The following is a 16,972-nucleotide window of genomic DNA, read 5'->3' as shown; positions in this document are numbered from 1 at the left end:
ATAAAAAATAATAACGACCAAATAATTGCCGCTTTTTGGGACTGGAATATATGCGAATTACTCCTTTATCTCTGTTAATTTCAGCTAGTTTGTTAGCTAGTAGTGCATTTGCACAAGACACAGCTACAGTGACTGGAATTGACTCAGAGATTAGTGTTAAACAGACAGAATACGATAACTCGACAAGAATACTTGAAAAACATCTTAAAGAAGAAAGTCAGTTACAAAATCAATTAGAGCTACTTCGTTCTCGTTCTACAGAGCTAGATAAAGAAAAAAACCAAGCGCTCGATGCGATGAACGAAATGTACCGTCGTTTAATTGACGATCCCACTATTAATATTAGTGCGGCTCAATCACGCTATCAAAAAGCGGTGATTGATCATAAGCAAAATAAAGATGACATTTCTATGCAGTTGGCGGCAATTGCATCCCACCGTAAAGATATAGAACAAATTCGTGTTGCTAAGCATACGCTTTTAAATACATTAGAAAGTTTAAAAGAGCAGTTAACTACGGCCCGCGTAGAGCGTTTACGTAACGAGTTTACACGTGAAGGTACGCTTGAGGTTAACCACACTATTAACTGTAAGCGAACAGAAACGCTAGCAGCATGTGAGCAACGCGGTCAGCAAATGGGTCTACAAAAAGCAACTAAACGCTTTGTTGATCAAATTTTTGCAAATCTAACAGAAGAGCGCATTGTTGAGCCAAAACGCAATTTGGCGGGCGCTCAAGTACAAATATTAAGTAGCCATGTAGTTAACAGTGCATTTAGCGGTCAAGGTAATTACAACGTTAACTTAAGTGTAACTATGCGCGGCGAAGTTAATAGCAGCCGTTTATGTAGCTTATTAAGCATAGATAACCGCTATTGTTCTGAGTACGGCACGCCACTTACGGCTGCTTATCAACCAGCGTATAACAATACATTTACTGATAGTCAGTTAACATTCAGTAATAGCGCGGATAATAGCAACACTGTGTCGGTTTCTCGTTTAAATGAGCAGCCAGTACGTGATTATTCAGTTAAACCTGCATCGGTGAAAAAAGATTACCCTTCTATCCTTAATAAGAAGAAGGATCAATCAGTAGAGCTAACATTACGATCAAACGTATACGACGATGAAGTGTTTATCGATGGTGTAAGCTTTGGCTCAACACGCTTGATTACACGTTTACCGCCGGGCATTCATAACATTGAAATACGTAAACTTGGTTATAAACCTTATCAAGCACGTGTTGATTTGAATAAAGCGCAAACAATTAATGCAAATTTAGTAAAAAAGCCTAAGTCGATTGCTGCACCGACCTATACTCGAGAGCAACCAGAAGTAACAACACGCCAGGTTAGTGAAAACGTTAATGTATTAAATGCAAACGTTGAAACGCCGGTTGTCGTTATTCCTGCAGGCAAATTTAAAATGGGCGATATTAACGGCAATGGTTTAGCTAATGAACGTCCAGTAATTGAAAAAGTAATAGCAAATTCTTTCGCTATGCAAAGTAAAGAAGTAACCGTGGGTGCCTACGAAAAGTTTGTAGCAAATACAGGTTATAAAACTCAAGCGGAAAAAAATAAAGGGTGTGCGTATTATTTAAATGGCGAACCAGTATGGGAAGCAAATTTAAATTGGCGTAATCCTGGTTTTGAGCAAGGCAGTGACTTTCCTGCTGTATGTTTAACTTATAACGATGCAAAAGCTTATGCTGAGTGGTTATCTGGTCAAACAGGACAGCAATTTCGTTTACCTAACGAAGTTGAGTGGGAATACGCAGCACGCGCAGGAACTGAAACAGAATACCCTTGGGGTAACGAAATTGGTAAAAACCTAGCTAACTGTGGTTGGTGTGGTAGTGAATGGTCAAACAGACGTGCATCACCAGTAGGTTCTTTTTCTCCAAATGCATTTGGATTATACGATACCGTAGGCAATGTATGGGAATGGACCGATAAAGAATCAGGTGAGTCTGATGTAGCAGTAAGAGGCGGAGCGTGGAACTTTGCACCAAGCCTTGCTCGTGCATCTACGCGTTTAATTTTAGCGCCTGATTTTAGATCTAACTACATTGGTTTTCGCTTAGTTCGCGAACGATAAAACTCAATTAAGGAAGCTTTGCTTCCTTTTTTCACAAATTCACAAAGGCGCTGCGCTTTATATTGCTCATATAGTTGAGCATGTTAAAGTGAGGCAGCTAATATAAGAACGTATTTCAAAGGTCATCCAGCCTCATGTTTAAAAAACTCCGTGGTATTTTTTCTAACGATCTATCGATCGACTTGGGTACAGCCAATACCCTAATTTATGTAAAAGACGAAGGCATTGTATTAAATGAACCTTCTGTTGTTGCTATCCGCCAAGAGCGTGCTGGTGGACCTAAAAGTGTTGCATCTGTAGGTACAGAAGCAAAGCTTATGTTAGGTCGTACACCGGGTAATATAAAAGCGATTCGTCCAATGAAAGACGGTGTTATTGCTGACTTTTTTGTAACAGAAAAAATGTTACAACACTTCATTAAACAAGTGCATAACAATAACTTTATGCGTCCAAGTCCGCGTGTACTAATTTGTGTACCGTGTGGTGCTACTCAAGTAGAAAAACGTGCAATACGTGAATCTGCAATGGGTGCAGGTGCTCGTGAAGTTTACTTAATTGAAGAACCAATGGCAGCAGCTATTGGCGCAGGCTTACCAGTATCAGAAGCAACAGGTTCTATGGTTGTTGATATTGGTGGTGGTACAACTGAAGTTGCTATTATTTCACTTAACGGCGTTGTTTACTCATCATCTGTTCGTATTGGTGGTGATAAGTTTGACGAAGCTATCATTAATTATGTACGCCGTAACTTTGGTAGCTTAATTGGTGAAGCAACAGCCGAAAACATCAAGCATCAAATTGGTTCTGCGTTTAAAACTGATGAACCAATCGAAATTGAAGTGCGCGGTCGTAACCTTGCTGAAGGTGTTCCGCGTTCATTCACACTTAACTCACATGAAATCCTAGAAGCTCTACAAGAGCCATTAATGGGTATTGTGAGTGCAGTAATGGTTGCGCTTGAGCAATCACCACCAGAGCTGGCATCAGATATTTCTGCGCATGGTATGGTACTTACTGGCGGTGGCGCATTGTTAAAAGATTTAGACCGTTTATTAATGGAAGAAACGGGTATTCCGGTTGTTGTTGCTGATGATCCACTTACATGTGTTGCACGTGGTGGTGGTAAAGCACTTGAAATGATCGATGTTCATGGTGGTGACGTTTTTAGTTACGACTAATGAAATTAATGTTTGGACGCACAGTCTCTTTGCAACTGCGACTTTTTGTCGCAGTGCTTTTGAGTATCGTACTCATTGTTGGAGACAGATATACGCAAGGTGGTACCGTTGTTCGTACCAGCCTCAATACCTTAGTTAGCCCACTAATTTATGTTGCTAATTTACCCTACGAATTATTTAGCTTGAGTGCTAAAAGCCTGCATACGCGGGATCAACTTCTTACCGAAAACGAAGCGCTGAAAAAAAAGCAAATGCTACAAAGCGAGCAACTTCAGCAGTATCAATTTCTAGCCAGAGAAAATCAAAAACTACGCGCCTTATTAGGCTCATCTGCAAAGCAATCAAATCGTAAAATTATTGCTCAAGTACTTTCTGTGCATTCAAATCCGTATAGCCATCAAGTTGTTATAAATCGTGGTACCACTGACGGGCTTAGTGAAAGCCAAGCCGTCATTGATGAGATGGGTGTAGTAGGGCAATTAACTAAAGTAGGCTCAACAACATCACGCGTATTACTCATGACCGACACCACGCACGCTACACCTGTGCGTATACTTCGTAACGATGTACGAACCGTTGTTGAAGGCATAGGTAAAATTAACGTAGTTAAGCTCTCTCACGTTCCGCACAGCTTAGATGTTCGCATTGGTGATGTACTTGTTACATCAGGATTAGGTGGCACATTCCCTGAGGGATATCCGGTAGCTGTAGTAACCGAAATAAACCGCGATGAAGGCCGTCCATTTGCACAAGTTTTTGCAGAGCCTATTGCGCAATTAGATCGCATTCGTTTGCTAGTTATTTTATGGCGTAATAAACAGGAGCAAATCAGCGATGATTAATCGTTATTCATTGTTAATTGCGCTAAGCATCTTTTTTGCGTTAATAATGGCTTTAATGCCACTCCCATTTTCGTTTGAACCATTTAGGCCTGACTGGGTTTTACTTGTACTTATGTATTGGTCGTTGGCAGTACCGCATCGTTTAAATATTGGTACTGCTTGGGTTGTTGGCTTATTAATAGATTTAGCATCTGGCTCACCGCTAGGTGTGAACTCGCTTACATTTTCAATATGTATATTCGTAACTGCGAGTAATTTTCAAAAAATTCGTAACTTTTCGCTTTGGCAGCAAAGCTTATTAATTGGTTTGTTTTTAACGCTTTATCATTTAATGCAGTTTTGGCTAAATCACTTTTTGCTAGGTGTTTACTTTAATCCACAGTACTTATGGCCAGTAGCAACCGGAATGGTTAGTTGGTTTTGGGTCTTTTTATTACTTCGTAAATATCGCAGACATTTTAGGATCAGGTAATGACTACCGCAGTATATTTGGCATCAGCCTCTCCCCGTCGTAAAGAGTTATTAAGCCAATTAGGTGTCGAATTTACACAATTTAGTGTTGATGCAGATGAAAGTGCACTTCCAAATGAACAACCTAGAGCACTTGTTGAGCGTTTAGCGCGCTTAAAAGCTCAAAGTGGTGTAGAGCTTGGGTATACAGATCGCCCTGTACTTGGTAGTGATACAGTGGTTGTTATCGATAACGAATCACTGGGTAAACCACGCGATAAAAACGATTTTACAAATACATTAAAACGCCTGTCAGGTAACACACATCAAGTACTTACCGCTGTAGCATTTGCGACGCAAAATGATGTAATTAGCTGCGTTGTAAGCACTGACGTTACTTTTAAAACCTTAACAGATGAAGAAATTAATGCCTACTGGGAGACGGGTGAGCCACAAGATAAAGCCGGCGGATATGGTATCCAAGGTTTAGGTGGTCGCTTTGTAACTCATATTGCGGGTAGCTATTTCTCCGTTGTAGGCTTACCTTTATATGAAACCGAACAATTATTAAAAACATTCTTAAGAAGGTAACATGAGTACAGAATTACTGATCAATGTCACACCGAGCGAAAGCCGTGTTGCCCTAATAGAAAACGGTGTACTACAAGAAATACAGCTAGAGCGAATTGGTAATCTAGGTATTGTAGGCAATATTTATCTAGGAAAAATAAGCCGTGTACTTCCGGGTATGCAGGCTGCTTTTGTTGATATCGGCCTAGAAAAAGCCGCATTTTTGCATGCATCCGATATTGTAAATAGTGCCTCTATTGTTGAAGGCGTAGACGACGTACCAATAAAAAAAGTACAAGATATTAGAGAGTTAGTTCGTCAAGGCCAATACATTATGGTGCAAGTGGTAAAAGATCCGCTAGGCACTAAAGGCGCAAGACTCACCACTGATATAACGATACCTTCTCGCTATTTAGTATTTATGCCAGATGCGACCCATGTCGGGGTTAGTCAGCGTATTGAAACTGAAGAAGAACGCTCACGCCTTAAAAAAATAGTCGCAGAGTATGGTGACGAAAATGGCAGCTTTATTGTACGTACTGCTGCAGAAGGCGCTAGCGAAGCTGAATTACGACACGATGCCGGTTTCTTAAGAAAATTATGGGAAAAAATTACAGCTCGCCGTAGAAAAACCAGTAAAGCGAGTATTCTCCACGAAGATTTAACGCTTGCCTTTAGAACCCTACGTGACTACGTAGGCGAAGATATGGAGAGAATTCGCGTTGACTCTAAGCTTAGCTATGAAGAACTAAAATTATTTACAGAAGAGTTTGTTCCGCAGCTTTCTCAAGTACTTGAGTATTATCCTGGTGAGCGACCTATATTTGATTTGTTTGACGTTGAAAACGAAATTCAAAAAGCACTACATCGTAAAGTTACGCTAAAATCCGGTGGTTATATAATTATTGATCAAACAGAAGCGATGACGACTGTTGATGTAAATACTGGTGCATTTGTAGGGCATCGTAATTTAGAAGAAACGATTTTTAATACCAACGTAGAAGCAACCTCTGCAATTGCTCGCCAGCTTAGGCTGCGTAATTTAGGCGGTATTATCATTATCGACTTTATCGATATGGTAAGTGAGGATCATAAGCGCCGAGTATTACATTCACTTGAATCAGCACTTGCTAAAGATCGCACTAAAACGAATATCAATGGGCTTTCAGCACTTGGGCTTGTTGAAATGACGCGTAAACGTACACGCGAAAGCTTAGAGCATATTTTATGTGATGTATGTCCAGCGTGTTCTGGTCGTGGTTCGCAAAAAACAGTTGAAACAGTGTGCTACGAAATACTACGTGAAATAGTGCGTGTTAACCGAGCATACGCTGCCGATAAGTTTATGGTATATGCAGCGCCTGCTGTGAGCGAAGCCCTACTAAACGACGAGTACCATAACCTTGCCGAGCTTGAACTATTTATTGGTAAGCAAGTCAATATTCAAACAGAGAGCTTATACAGCCAAGAACAGTTTGATGTGGTAATGATGTAATGAAAGCAAAAGCGGTCTGTTTTTTTTGTTTTAGAAAGTTATGGCAGACCTGCGCCATAATTTTGGTATTACTGGCCGTTATTGTTTCAATTTTAAAATATACCCTCCCGTATGCAAACGAATACAAAGGTAATATAGAAAGCTATTTACACGAAAAGTTTGAAATAAGCTTATCTATAGGTGAAATATCAGCAAGTTGGCAGGGCAGTGGTCCTGCATTAGTACTAGAGAATTTATCGTTTAAAGATAACGAAACCGCGCCAATATCACTCACCATTGCCAAAACCAGCTTAGAGCTAAACTTATGGGAAAGCTTAAAAGCACTGCAATTTAAATCCAATTATTTTGTTATTAATGGTTTTCATACCAGTGTAAATATTACCAACTTGTTTAAAACCGGTGATAACGACGAAGTCTCTTTTGAACAAAAAGAGTTAATAGAAGAGTTGTTTTTAGGTAAAACAGGTCACTTTGCAATAGAAAACTCTAGTATTAACTTTATTTTAGAAGACGGTAAAGAACGTAAGTTACTCCTTAAAAATATTGTTTGGCAAAATGACGATGAGCAGCATCTTGGCAGTGGTAGCTTAGCATTGCCGGGTATTTCGGTCGGTGATTTTGACGCGCGCATAGCACTCACTGGCGATACCTTAGAGCAAGTTGCGGGCGACATTTATGTGCAAGCAAATAAGGTCGATGTATCTAACTGGTTTGCACAATATATTAATACCGAAAAACAACAACTGCATAGCGACATTAATTTACAAGCATGGTTAAAGCTAGATAAAGGTTTTGTAAGCGATATAAAAATGCAGTGGCTACCAAGCTTTGTGCGTTGGCAGCGAGAAGAGCAAAGCCAACAAGTTAGCTTGAGTGAAGGTGGATTCCATCTATATCCCGAGCAAAATAGCTGGCACTTAAAAAGCACAGGTTTAACATTTAATAGTAACGATAAAGCATGGCCAAGTTTAGAGTTTGAAGCTCAACTAGGGGCGAAAAATGAAGTGTGGCTCCATCAAGTTGATTTTGAATTACTGAGTAACCTAGCAGGGCTAAGTAACTTTAATGCACTTGAGCCATTTTTAGAGCGCCAACCTAGTGGGCAAATAGATCACGCTTATTTAAATTTCTCTAATGCACAGCAATGGCAATTATGGTTTGAGGCTGACAATATTGGTTGGCAAGAATTAAGATCGGTACCTGCAGCACAAGGACTTAGAGTAAATGGTTTACTTAATCAAAGTAGTGGTCGAATAAATTTATTTGGCGAAAATGGCACATTAGTTACAGGCGAAAGCTTTAGCAACGACATAAATTATAATCAGCTAAATGTAGAGCTAGATTTAGCTAAGCGAGATGATGGCTGGCATATAAGTAGTGACAATATATGGTTTGATAATAATGAAGTTACTGTTGCTGCAGAATTACAAATTAGTCTAACAGATGATCCTCGATTAGATCTTTACGCTGAAGCCTTCGCCCCAGATGCCAAAATTGCAGGTCATTACTTCCCATTAAAAGCTATGAGCCCTGAGCTCGTTAGCTATTTAAATGGTGCAATTAAAGGCGGAGAAGTATCTAAAGCACAAGTCTTATTTGCAGGACCTTTATCTGGTTTTCCATTCACCGATGGTAGTGGCCAGTTTGGTGTATTAGCGCAAATAGATAACGCAACCTATGAGTTTGATCCTGATTGGCCTTTGGTCACCAATGCTGACGTACAGCTACATTTTGATAATGAGCGTATGGACATATATAGCCAGCAAGGTAAGTTGGTTAATTTAGATATTGGTAATAGTGTACAGGTAAGCATTGCAGATTTAATGCATGCTGATGAACTTATTGTGCAAATTGATAAAAAAGCACAAATGGAAAAGTTACATGACTTTTTTGCAGCGACACCTATTGCCAAACCTCTTGCTGAAATTTTTAAAGTTGTGCAGGGCAAAGGCGAAGCCGATGCCAGTATTGAGCTTTTAGTAGGCTCAAAGTTTAAAGGCGGGGCCAGTGTTAGCGGCAAGGTTAATTTAAATGACTTGCCAGTATTTATAGCAACGCCAGGGATTGAGCTTAAAAACTTAACTGGCGAGCTTAATTTTAAAAACGACAATATCACACTTAAAAATGCGACTGCGAAATGGTTGGGCATGCCGCTAACTATTAATTACAGCAGTAAAAGTGATGAAAAAAATTACCAAGCAAACATAGATATAAACGCCAAAATTGACGCCGATACACTAATAGATAGTGGGCAAGGTATATTAAAAAATTATTTAAGCGGGCAAAGTGATGTTGATATTGGCTTAGTACTTAATTTTACCGAGCAAGGCTTTAATTACCGTGCACAGGTAAACTCAGAACTACTTGGCTTAACGAGTAACTTACCTGCACCTTATAATAAAAATAGTGAACAAGTGTGGGCGCTTGATGCAATAGTACAAGGTGATGACATTTCTAATCTCATTACAGCAAACGCTAATCAACAGTTTTACTTTAATGCTATTTTAGAAAATGGTAAATCACAGTTTAGCAATGTCCATTTTGTGCTTGGAAAACAAGATTTAGGATTAAACCAAAAAGATTTAAGCGTAAATATAAATCTTGAACAGAGTGAACTAGTGCCTTGGTTTGATCTGATTGATCAAATAATTAAAGCTGGTAAAGCAAACTCAGATCAAGAATCAAAAGGGATTATGCCACCGCTTAATGAGGTGGTCGCAAATATAGGTTTACTTGATGCGAGTAACATCATTTTTAATGATTTTGAAATGCGTTTAGCACCATCAAAAGACGATTTATACCTAAAGCTAAATGCTAAAGAACTTAGAGCTGGGGTTTTTATTCCTACATCACAGCCTAGCCAGCCCATACGAATTAATGCCGATTACTTAAGGCTTAATTTTGCACCGCACAATGAGCAAGCACTTGAAATAACAGATGTACTTCCTGAGAAAGACTTGAGCTGGCTTACTAAAATACCTGCCATTGAGTTTGAATGTAGTGATTGCAAAATAGATCGCTACCAACTTGATAAAGTGAGTGCGTCGCTATTGGGTGATGGCGAGCGTTTATCAATATCACAACTTGTGGTCGATAAAGGCGATCATGTACTGCGCACTAAAGGGCAGTGGCAAAATGGCTTAACAGCGCTAAGTGGCGAGCTTAAAAGTGATGACATAGGCGCTCTTTTTGGCGAGTTTGATATAACCTCTGCGATTAAAGATTCAAAAGCCGATCTAAATTATGATCTTACTTGGCAAGCAGCCCCTTACAATTTTGATGTGAAAACTTTAAGTGGCGAGATAGCTTGGGATTTAGGAGAAGGTCACTTAACTGAAGTTAGCGATGGCGGGGCACGCGTATTTTCGTTACTGAGCCTTGATTCATTAGTACGCAAGCTGAAACTTGATTTTAGAGATGTGTTTTCAAAGGGCTTTTTTTATAACAGCATGCAAGGCACTATGCAGTTAGAAAACGGTATTGCTTACACTAAAGATACTAAAATGGACGGCGTACCCGCCGATTTAACCATTAAAGGTTATGCAAATTTAAACACGCTTGATATAGATTATGATCTTGCTGTAGCGCCGCAGGTAACCTCGAGTATTCCTGTAATAGTTGCATGGATGGTAAACCCAGTAACAGGGCTTGCTGCCTTAGCAATTGATAAAGTTATTCATTCTGCGCGCGTGATCTCAGAGATCAACTTTAAAGTGACGGGTAAAATGAACGATCCTATTGTTCAAGAACTCGACAGAAAAAGTCGTGAAGTTACGCTACCTCAAGCTGCGCAAAATCAGCCACAAGTATCAGTCGATTTAAAACTTAAAGATGCACAAGTAACAGTAACGCAATGAACAAAACTGAAATACTAAGCAAACCCACAATAATTGCCCTGCAAATGTGTTCAGGAGTAAACCCTGATGACAACATAGCAAGCTTAAAGCGTGCCCTTAAAACACTTCCAGCAACAAGACCATTACTTGTTTGTTTGCCTGAGGCTTTTTTAGTGTTTAGTAAAAGTGGCAACGACACGCTAGCCATTGCTAAGCAGGTTGAGCGATACAAACTACAACTTAGTGAATTGTGCCAACACCATAATATTTGGTTAAATGCAGGGACAATGCCTGAGCCATTTAACGAACATAAATATTATGCAGCATCGCACTTATATAATAATCAAGGCGAGCTGGTTGCAACGTATAACAAAATACATTTATTTGATGTAAACGTAGATGATCAAACAGGTAGCTATCGAGAGTCAGATTTTACCCAAGCAGGTAGCGATGTGGTGGTGGTTGATTCTCCCTTTGGTAAAATAGGCTTAACAGTATGTTATGATCTGCGCTTTAGTGGCTTATTCAATGAACTAGTACGCCAAGGCGCCGATATTATTTTAGTACCAAGTGCATTTACAGTCGTCACAGGACAAGCGCATTGGCAGCCATTATTAGCAGCTCGCGCAATAGAAACACAATGTTATGTAGTTGCAGCAGCTCAGTACGGTACACATCAAAATGGCCGACAAACATATGGCCACAGTATTATTATTTCACCTTGGGGAAGTATCCTGAGTGAATTGCCAACAGGCACCGGTTTTATAAGCTGCAACGCAGATTTAGACCAGTTACAAAAAATTAGACGAGATATGCCCGTGCAGTCTCATCAACGATTTAGAGAGCATTTATTATGAATTCGGTTGAACAGCATTTACTACACGACAGCCAGCTAAATAGAGAAGAGCTCGAAAAAACGCTCGCTTACATACATCAGCATAAAGTGGATTACGCCGATTTATATTTTCAATCAAGCCACCACGAATCATGGGTGCTTGAAGACGGCTTAGTTAAAGAAGGCTCTTATAACGTTGAACGTGGCGTTGGTGTACGTGCTGTAAGCGGCGAAAAAACAGGTTTTTCTTACTCTGATGCAATAAACCTCGAAGCGCTAAATAAAGCGGCAACAGCAGCACGTAGTATTGCAGATGCCGGCGAAGATAGAGCGATTAAAGTATTTAGTGATGTTAAAGCTAAAGAGCAGTTTGCACCGCACCAGCCAATTTCGAGTATGAGCGATACCGACAAGGTGAGCTTATTACGCGAACTTGAAAACTATATTCGTGAGCTAGCACCCGATGCAGAGCAAGTAATTAGTTCAATGTCAGCGGTTTACGAAGAAGTATTAATCGCAGCAAGTGATGGTACGTTTGCCACCGATATTCGCCCGCTTATTCGTTTAAACTGCTCAGTACTGCTTGAAAAAAATGGTCGCCGTGAACGCGGTGGAGCAGGCGGTGGTGCACGTTTAGATTATGGTTACTTTAAAGAACTTGTTGACGGTAAACCGCGTTGGATGGAATTTGCCGAAGAAGCAGTACGCCAAGCTAAAGTGAACCTTGAGGCTATTGATGCCCCTGCAGGCACGATGGAAGTTGTACTTGGTAATGGTTGGCCTGGCGTGCTTTTACACGAAGCGGTAGGGCACGGACTTGAAGGCGACTTTAACCGCAAAGGCACGTCTGCGTTTAGTGGTAAAGTGGGCCAAAAAGTAGCATCTGAGCTGTGTACAGTTGTCGATGATGGCACAATGGCCGATCGCCGTGGCTCACTTAATGTAGATGACGAAGGCACACCAGCCGCTTACAACGTACTCATCGAAAACGGTATTTTAAAAGGCTATATGCAAGATAAGCTAAACGCGCGTTTAATGGGTGTAAGCCCTACCGGTAACGCACGCCGTGAGTCGTATGCACATTTACCAATGCCTCGCATGACTAACACCTACATGTTAGGTGGAGAGCACAGCCAAGCCGATATTATCAGCTCAGTTAAAAAAGGGGTATTCGCGCCTAACTTTGGCGGCGGACAAGTTGATATAACCTCAGGTAAGTTTGTATTTAGCGCATCAGAAGCGTATTTAATCGAAAATGGTAAAATTACCCAACCAATTAAAGGCGCAACGCTTATTGGTAACGGCCCAGAAGTAATGCAGCAAATATCTATGGTTGGTAACGACTTAGCGCTTGATAAAGGTGTTGGTGTTTGTGGTAAAGATGGTCAAAGCGTACCCGTAGGCGTAGGCCAACCAAGCCTTAAAATTGATCGGTTAACAGTCGGTGGTACAGCTTAAGTATTACTCAAGCGCGAAGTGAATTCGCACCTACGTGCTTGATGTTTATTGTAGGTGAGGTTTTACACCTCGCTTTTTACTTTTAAGCAGGGCTCTATGCGCGAAGTAAATTCGCACCTACGATTTGCATTCTTACTTTGGGTAGGTGAGGTTTTACACCTCGCTTTTTAAATACAGACTTAGAAATAGAGCGCGAAATAAATTCGCACCTACGATTTGTATTTTTACTTTGTGTAGGCAAGGTTTAGGCTTCTCCTTCGTCCTCTTTATTTTTTTCAGCCTCTTTATACCATAACGCAAAAAAGCACTCTGTTAATTTGTGCTCTATCTCAAGCGCTTTTTCTGTTGGGCAAAACAAGGTAAAGCTTGCTTTAAATTCACCTAAATCGGTTGTACCAAAGTGAATTACCGGCTCTGGGCCAGATATTTTTGCATCAAGTTTACGCTCAATCATCGAATTATAACGGCTTGCTACTTCTTGAAACTCTTCGCAGTACAGTTTAGCTTGCTCATTCAATGTGTCGTGAATAGGATACGGGTTAAAGCTCTCTCTGCGCACAATAATAAAATGATGTGTAACAAAGCGTTTTACAAAGTTTAAGTTTTTAATAGAGCTGGTAATTAGCTTATTATTAGGAATATATATGGTTTTTCTTGAAAATTGATAAGTATGTATATCAATTTCATGCATGGTTGTTTTTATCCAATCCGTTTCAGCTACTTCACCAAAGTAATCACCTACTTGTATCCAATCACCCACTCTAAACGGGCGAGTTGTTACGAGGTAAAAAAAGCCTATTACACACTGAATAAACTCACGCGTTGCAAGTACAATCGCCACGGCAAAAGCAGCAATAGAAAGTGCAAAGTTTTGAATTTCAGTAGACCATACAAATAGCAGCGATATCATCATTACAAAATTAATAAAGTGCTTAATATTGTGTGCGATGTAACGAATATCTTTTTCTTTTTTTTCTGCGCGATTTTTAGCCAGCTTATCAACAAGTACTTTTAGTACAAATGCAATTGTGATCATTACAATTGAAAGAAGAAACGGATGCAGCAATATATCTTTAGTCATAATATCCAATTAAACGCGAGTTGATAAAAACAGGCTCAGTATATTGATTTATTAAACCAATTAGCAAATTTAGTGCAAAAAAAGTAACCAATAAAAATGGAGAAACGCTATTGAGTTACTTCATCAGTGCAATGTTTGTGATTTTTAGCCATTCTTTTTCGGCATATGAGTACAAGCTCAATGGCTGAAATAAAAATCAAAGTATAGCCAAGCGTTTCTATACCTTCTTCAACAATGTTTTTTACCGCACGTACATAGTCATCACCCATTACTGAATGCCAAAATGCGCCTTTGCCCATCATTCGCGAAAATGCGAGTAAAGTAACCATGCCTGATAAGCAAATTCCATAACTAGGAGTGAAACTATAGGCTTTTAAAGCGTTAAAAATACTTCCTTTGTTTGTTATTAAATAAACAAACACGCCAGCTAAAATTGAATAGACGATACTTTGCCAAGCGCCATCAAAAAAGTATAAGTCGAGGTAGGTATCAAACTCTCTCACAAACATCATTGCCGATAACGCAGCTAGTAATACAGCTGGTATTTTGAGTTGAAAGTTAATTCGCGAAGCATAAAAAAATAAAATACAACTTAAAGAAGTTAAAACATCTTGCATATGTTCGGTAAGAGTTTCTTCACTGTAAAGTGCATACTGTTTTAATTCAAACCCTTCAAGTTGAATTAAATGAGCAACACCCGCTAGGCATAATAAATAAATAAAAGATCGCAGTAAAAACATAAATAACCAAGAGAAACTATAAATGCGCGAGATTCTAATTGTAAAAATGCCTTAAAGCCAAAACAAAATTTAAACTTTTAATATTTTTATCGGTCTAAAATTTTTGCTGTTAAAATAATGGCTTAGATATTTATTTAATGTTGAATGGATGTTTTTAATGTGACGTTTTAAGTGGTTTGTTGTGCAAAATATAACAAGCATTAAAAAGCCCTTACTAATTACTTAGTAAGGGCTTTTTATAATTGAGCGCTTAGAGCTTAGAGCTTAGCGCATCGTTACAAATTCTTCCGAGCCAGTCGGGTGAATCGCAACAACGGCATCAAAATCAGCTTTAGTTGCGCCCATTTTCATGGCAACGGCAAAACCTTGAATCATTTCATCAACCGCAAAACCAATACCATGTAGGCCAACTACTTTTTCGTCTGGGCCGGCACATACAAGTTTCATTTTACAAGGCTGGCGATGTTTAGTTACCGCTGTGTACATAGCCGTAAAACCAGATTGGTAAATTTTAACGTTTTCTTCGCCGTACTGAGAAATAGCTTCTTGCTCAGTCAAACCAATAGTACCAATAGGTGGATGACTAAATACAACAGTAGGGACTAAGCTGTAATCCATTTTTAAATCATCTGGTAGTTCTTTATTAAATAAACGCTCAGATAAAGTACGGCCTGCTTTTACTGCTACCGGTGTAAGTTCAATACCATTTTCGATGATATCGCCAACCGCGTATACATTTTTAGCTGTGGTATTTTGATACTCATCAACTTTTACAAAACCACTGCTGTTTACTTCTACGCCGGCTGCTGCAACGTTAATAGCATTGGTTGTTGGCTCGCGGCCAATGGCCCAAATAACTTGATCAACGTTATGAGTTTTGCCGTTATCTAAATGCAGTGTTACAGAGCCATCATCTTCTTTTACCAATTTATTTGGTACAGAGTGAGTATGTAAAGTAGGACCTTCGGCAGCCATTACTTCAACAAGCGTATCTACAATATATGGGTCAAAACTACGAAGTGGGGCATGCTTACGTACAAATAAATGTGTCTCAGTACCTAAACCATGTAATACACCAGCAAGCTCAACGGCTATGTAGCCTGCGCCTATTACTGCAACGCGTTTAGGTTGCTCTTTTAGCTCAAAGAAACCATTTGAATCGATACCGTGTTCAGCACCTTCAATATGCGGAATGCTTGGGCGGCCGCCTACTGCAATTAATATATGATCGGCTGTGTAGTGCTCGCCGTTTACTTCAACTGTTTTATTATCTACAAATTTAGCAAAGCCTTTAATTACAGTAACGCCATTGCTAGCAAGGCCACTGTCGTAACCTTTATGAATTCGGCCAATGTAGGCTTCACGGCTTTCTACTAGTTTGCTCCAATCAAAGCCTTTTACTTCAACATTAAAGCCGTAATCTGGGGCATATAAATTAATTGCTTCAGCAACCTGAGCACCGTGCCACATTACTTTTTTAGGTACACAGCCCACGTTTACACACGTGCCGCCCATGTGTTTTGCTTCTATAAGTGCTACTTTAGCGCCACGCATTGCCGCTCTATTTGCAGAGGCAATACCACCACTGCCACCACCGATTGCAATATAATCAAAGTGTTGTGTCATTTTATGTCCTTAGGCGTTGAGTTTTATGCGCATTAGCATAACATTAAGTTTTAAAAATAAAGAGTGTTTAGGTGACCTATGTTTAGTAAAAAAACATTCGAATTTCTTGCTCAGCTTGATAAAAACAATAATAGAGACTGGTTTAACGACCATAAATCACAGTACGAGGAATACGTAAGAGAGCCCGCTTTAGATTTCATTAGGCAAATGCAAGCACCACTTGCTGAGGTTTCTAGCCATTTTGTCGCATCAGATAAAAAAGTGGGCGGTAGTTTAATGAGAATCCATAAAGACGCGCGTTTTAGTAAAGATAAAACCCCGTATAAAATTAATGTAGGGATTCAATTTCGCCATTTTATGGGAAAAGACGTACATGCCCCGGGTTTTTACTTTCACTTAGCAAATGACGAATGTTTTGTAGGAGCTGGTATTTGGCGACCAGAATCAAAGGCGCTTAACGCAATTAGAACCTGCATAGATGAAAACCCAAATAGCTATAAAAAAGCAATTTATGATGAGCAATTTAAATCTATATTTGAAATGTCAGGAGAATCGCTAAAACGCCCGCCAAGAGGTTTTGAAAAAGAGCACCCCTTAATAGATGAGCTCAAACGAAAAGACTTTATAGCCATTAGCCCACTTACTCAAAAGCAAATATGCAGTAATAACCTAGTTGATACGGTGTTAGAACGTTATAAAGTGGCCGACTCATTAATGGGTTATTTGTGTTTTGCTTTAGAGCAACCTTATTAAAATTAAACA

General features: G+C 39.6%; 13 protein-coding genes. 10 read left to right on the top strand and 3 right to left on the bottom strand.

Features of this window, described 5'->3' with window-relative positions:
* The first annotated feature begins 50 nt into the window (after positions 1-50).
* From I6F66_RS06065 to tldD, 9 genes are all read left to right on the top strand, one after another.
* Complete coding sequence (locus I6F66_RS06065; RefSeq protein WP_007586336.1) at positions 51-2,099, top strand: formylglycine-generating enzyme family protein; 2,049 nt, start codon at positions 51-53, stop codon at positions 2,097-2,099.
* Positions 2,100-2,233: 134 nt separating this feature from the next.
* Complete coding sequence (locus I6F66_RS06060) at positions 2,234-3,277, top strand: rod shape-determining protein (RefSeq protein WP_007586338.1); 1,044 nt, start codon at positions 2,234-2,236, stop codon at positions 3,275-3,277.
* Positions 3,277-4,119 (top strand): rod shape-determining protein MreC, encoded by an 843-nt coding sequence (gene mreC, locus I6F66_RS06055; RefSeq protein ID WP_197175766.1) that lies wholly within the window; start codon positions 3,277-3,279, stop codon positions 4,117-4,119. Before I6F66_RS06060 ends, mreC begins: the two co-directional genes overlap by 1 nt.
* Complete coding sequence (gene mreD / locus I6F66_RS06050) at positions 4,112-4,591, top strand: rod shape-determining protein MreD (RefSeq protein WP_007586341.1); 480 nt, start codon at positions 4,112-4,114, stop codon at positions 4,589-4,591. The genes mreC and mreD overlap by 8 nt, the downstream gene beginning before the upstream one ends.
* The gene (locus I6F66_RS06045; RefSeq protein ID WP_197175764.1) at positions 4,591-5,160 is read left to right on the top strand and encodes a nucleoside triphosphate pyrophosphatase; all 570 of its coding nucleotides are present in this window, start codon (positions 4,591-4,593) and stop codon (positions 5,158-5,160) included. The genes mreD and I6F66_RS06045 overlap by 1 nt, the downstream gene beginning before the upstream one ends.
* Before the next feature lies 1 nt (position 5,161).
* Positions 5,162-6,634, top strand: coding sequence for a ribonuclease G (rng, locus tag I6F66_RS06040; protein WP_197208930.1), 1,473 nt, complete (start codon positions 5,162-5,164; stop codon positions 6,632-6,634).
* Positions 6,634-10,491: a YhdP family protein gene (locus tag I6F66_RS06035; RefSeq protein WP_197208929.1), complete on the top strand. Its 3,858-nt coding sequence runs from the start codon at positions 6,634-6,636 to the stop codon at positions 10,489-10,491. The genes rng and I6F66_RS06035 overlap by 1 nt, the downstream gene beginning before the upstream one ends.
* Positions 10,488-11,327, top strand: a complete 840-nt coding sequence (locus tag I6F66_RS06030; protein WP_197208928.1) for a carbon-nitrogen hydrolase family protein — start codon at positions 10,488-10,490, stop codon at positions 11,325-11,327. Before I6F66_RS06035 ends, I6F66_RS06030 begins: the two co-directional genes overlap by 4 nt.
* Positions 11,324-12,763: a metalloprotease TldD gene (gene tldD, locus I6F66_RS06025; protein WP_197208927.1), complete on the top strand. Its 1,440-nt coding sequence runs from the start codon at positions 11,324-11,326 to the stop codon at positions 12,761-12,763. The genes I6F66_RS06030 and tldD overlap by 4 nt, the downstream gene beginning before the upstream one ends.
* A 244-nt stretch (positions 12,764-13,007) precedes the next feature.
* On the opposite strand, the gene I6F66_RS06020 is transcribed toward tldD, so the two are convergent.
* The 3 genes from I6F66_RS06020 to gorA form a co-directional block, all read right to left on the bottom strand.
* Positions 13,008-13,844, bottom strand: a complete 837-nt coding sequence (locus tag I6F66_RS06020) for a mechanosensitive ion channel family protein (protein ID WP_197175756.1) — start codon at positions 13,842-13,844, stop codon at positions 13,008-13,010.
* 107 nt (positions 13,845-13,951) lie between these two features.
* Positions 13,952-14,584: a hypothetical protein gene (locus I6F66_RS06015; protein WP_197175754.1), complete on the bottom strand. Its 633-nt coding sequence runs from the start codon at positions 14,582-14,584 to the stop codon at positions 13,952-13,954.
* A 264-nt stretch (positions 14,585-14,848) separates the two neighbouring features.
* Positions 14,849-16,210, bottom strand: coding sequence for a glutathione-disulfide reductase (gorA, locus tag I6F66_RS06010; protein WP_024589851.1), 1,362 nt, complete (start codon positions 16,208-16,210; stop codon positions 14,849-14,851).
* A 78-nt stretch (positions 16,211-16,288) separates the two neighbouring features.
* Here gorA and I6F66_RS06005 point away from each other — a divergent pair, with 78 nt between their 5' ends.
* Positions 16,289-16,963 (top strand): DUF2461 domain-containing protein, encoded by a 675-nt coding sequence (locus tag I6F66_RS06005; protein ID WP_024607404.1) that lies wholly within the window; start codon positions 16,289-16,291, stop codon positions 16,961-16,963.
* The last annotated feature ends 9 nt before the right edge of the window (positions 16,964-16,972 follow it).

Origin of the sequence: Pseudoalteromonas sp. NZS100_1 (assembly GCF_015864285.1) — a bacterium.
In the GTDB taxonomy this organism is placed as follows: Bacteria; Pseudomonadota; Gammaproteobacteria; order Enterobacterales; family Alteromonadaceae; genus Pseudoalteromonas; species Pseudoalteromonas arctica.
Note: the sequence above shows the minus strand (reverse complement) of the source record. Positions and strands in the feature narration are given on the sequence as shown.

Coding starts and splice junctions, on each gene's coding strand:
- I6F66_RS06020 (WP_197175756.1), bottom strand. CDS start 13,844: ATGACTAAAGATATATTGCTGCATCCGTTTCTTCTTTCAATTGTAATG.
- I6F66_RS06065 (WP_007586336.1), top strand. CDS start 51: ATGCGAATTACTCCTTTATCTCTGTTAATTTCAGCTAGTTTGTTAGCT.
- gorA (WP_024589851.1), bottom strand. CDS start 16,210: ATGACACAACACTTTGATTATATTGCAATCGGTGGTGGCAGTGGTGGT.
- mreC (WP_197175766.1), top strand. CDS start 3,277: ATGAAATTAATGTTTGGACGCACAGTCTCTTTGCAACTGCGACTTTTT.
- tldD (WP_197208927.1), top strand. CDS start 11,324: ATGAATTCGGTTGAACAGCATTTACTACACGACAGCCAGCTAAATAGA.
- I6F66_RS06060 (WP_007586338.1), top strand. CDS start 2,234: ATGTTTAAAAAACTCCGTGGTATTTTTTCTAACGATCTATCGATCGAC.
- I6F66_RS06045 (WP_197175764.1), top strand. CDS start 4,591: ATGACTACCGCAGTATATTTGGCATCAGCCTCTCCCCGTCGTAAAGAG.
- I6F66_RS06015 (WP_197175754.1), bottom strand. CDS start 14,584: ATGTTTTTACTGCGATCTTTTATTTATTTATTATGCCTAGCGGGTGTT.
- I6F66_RS06005 (WP_024607404.1), top strand. CDS start 16,289: ATGTTTAGTAAAAAAACATTCGAATTTCTTGCTCAGCTTGATAAAAAC.
- rng (WP_197208930.1), top strand. CDS start 5,162: ATGAGTACAGAATTACTGATCAATGTCACACCGAGCGAAAGCCGTGTT.
- I6F66_RS06030 (WP_197208928.1), top strand. CDS start 10,488: ATGAACAAAACTGAAATACTAAGCAAACCCACAATAATTGCCCTGCAA.
- mreD (WP_007586341.1), top strand. CDS start 4,112: ATGATTAATCGTTATTCATTGTTAATTGCGCTAAGCATCTTTTTTGCG.
- I6F66_RS06035 (WP_197208929.1), top strand. CDS start 6,634: ATGAAAGCAAAAGCGGTCTGTTTTTTTTGTTTTAGAAAGTTATGGCAG.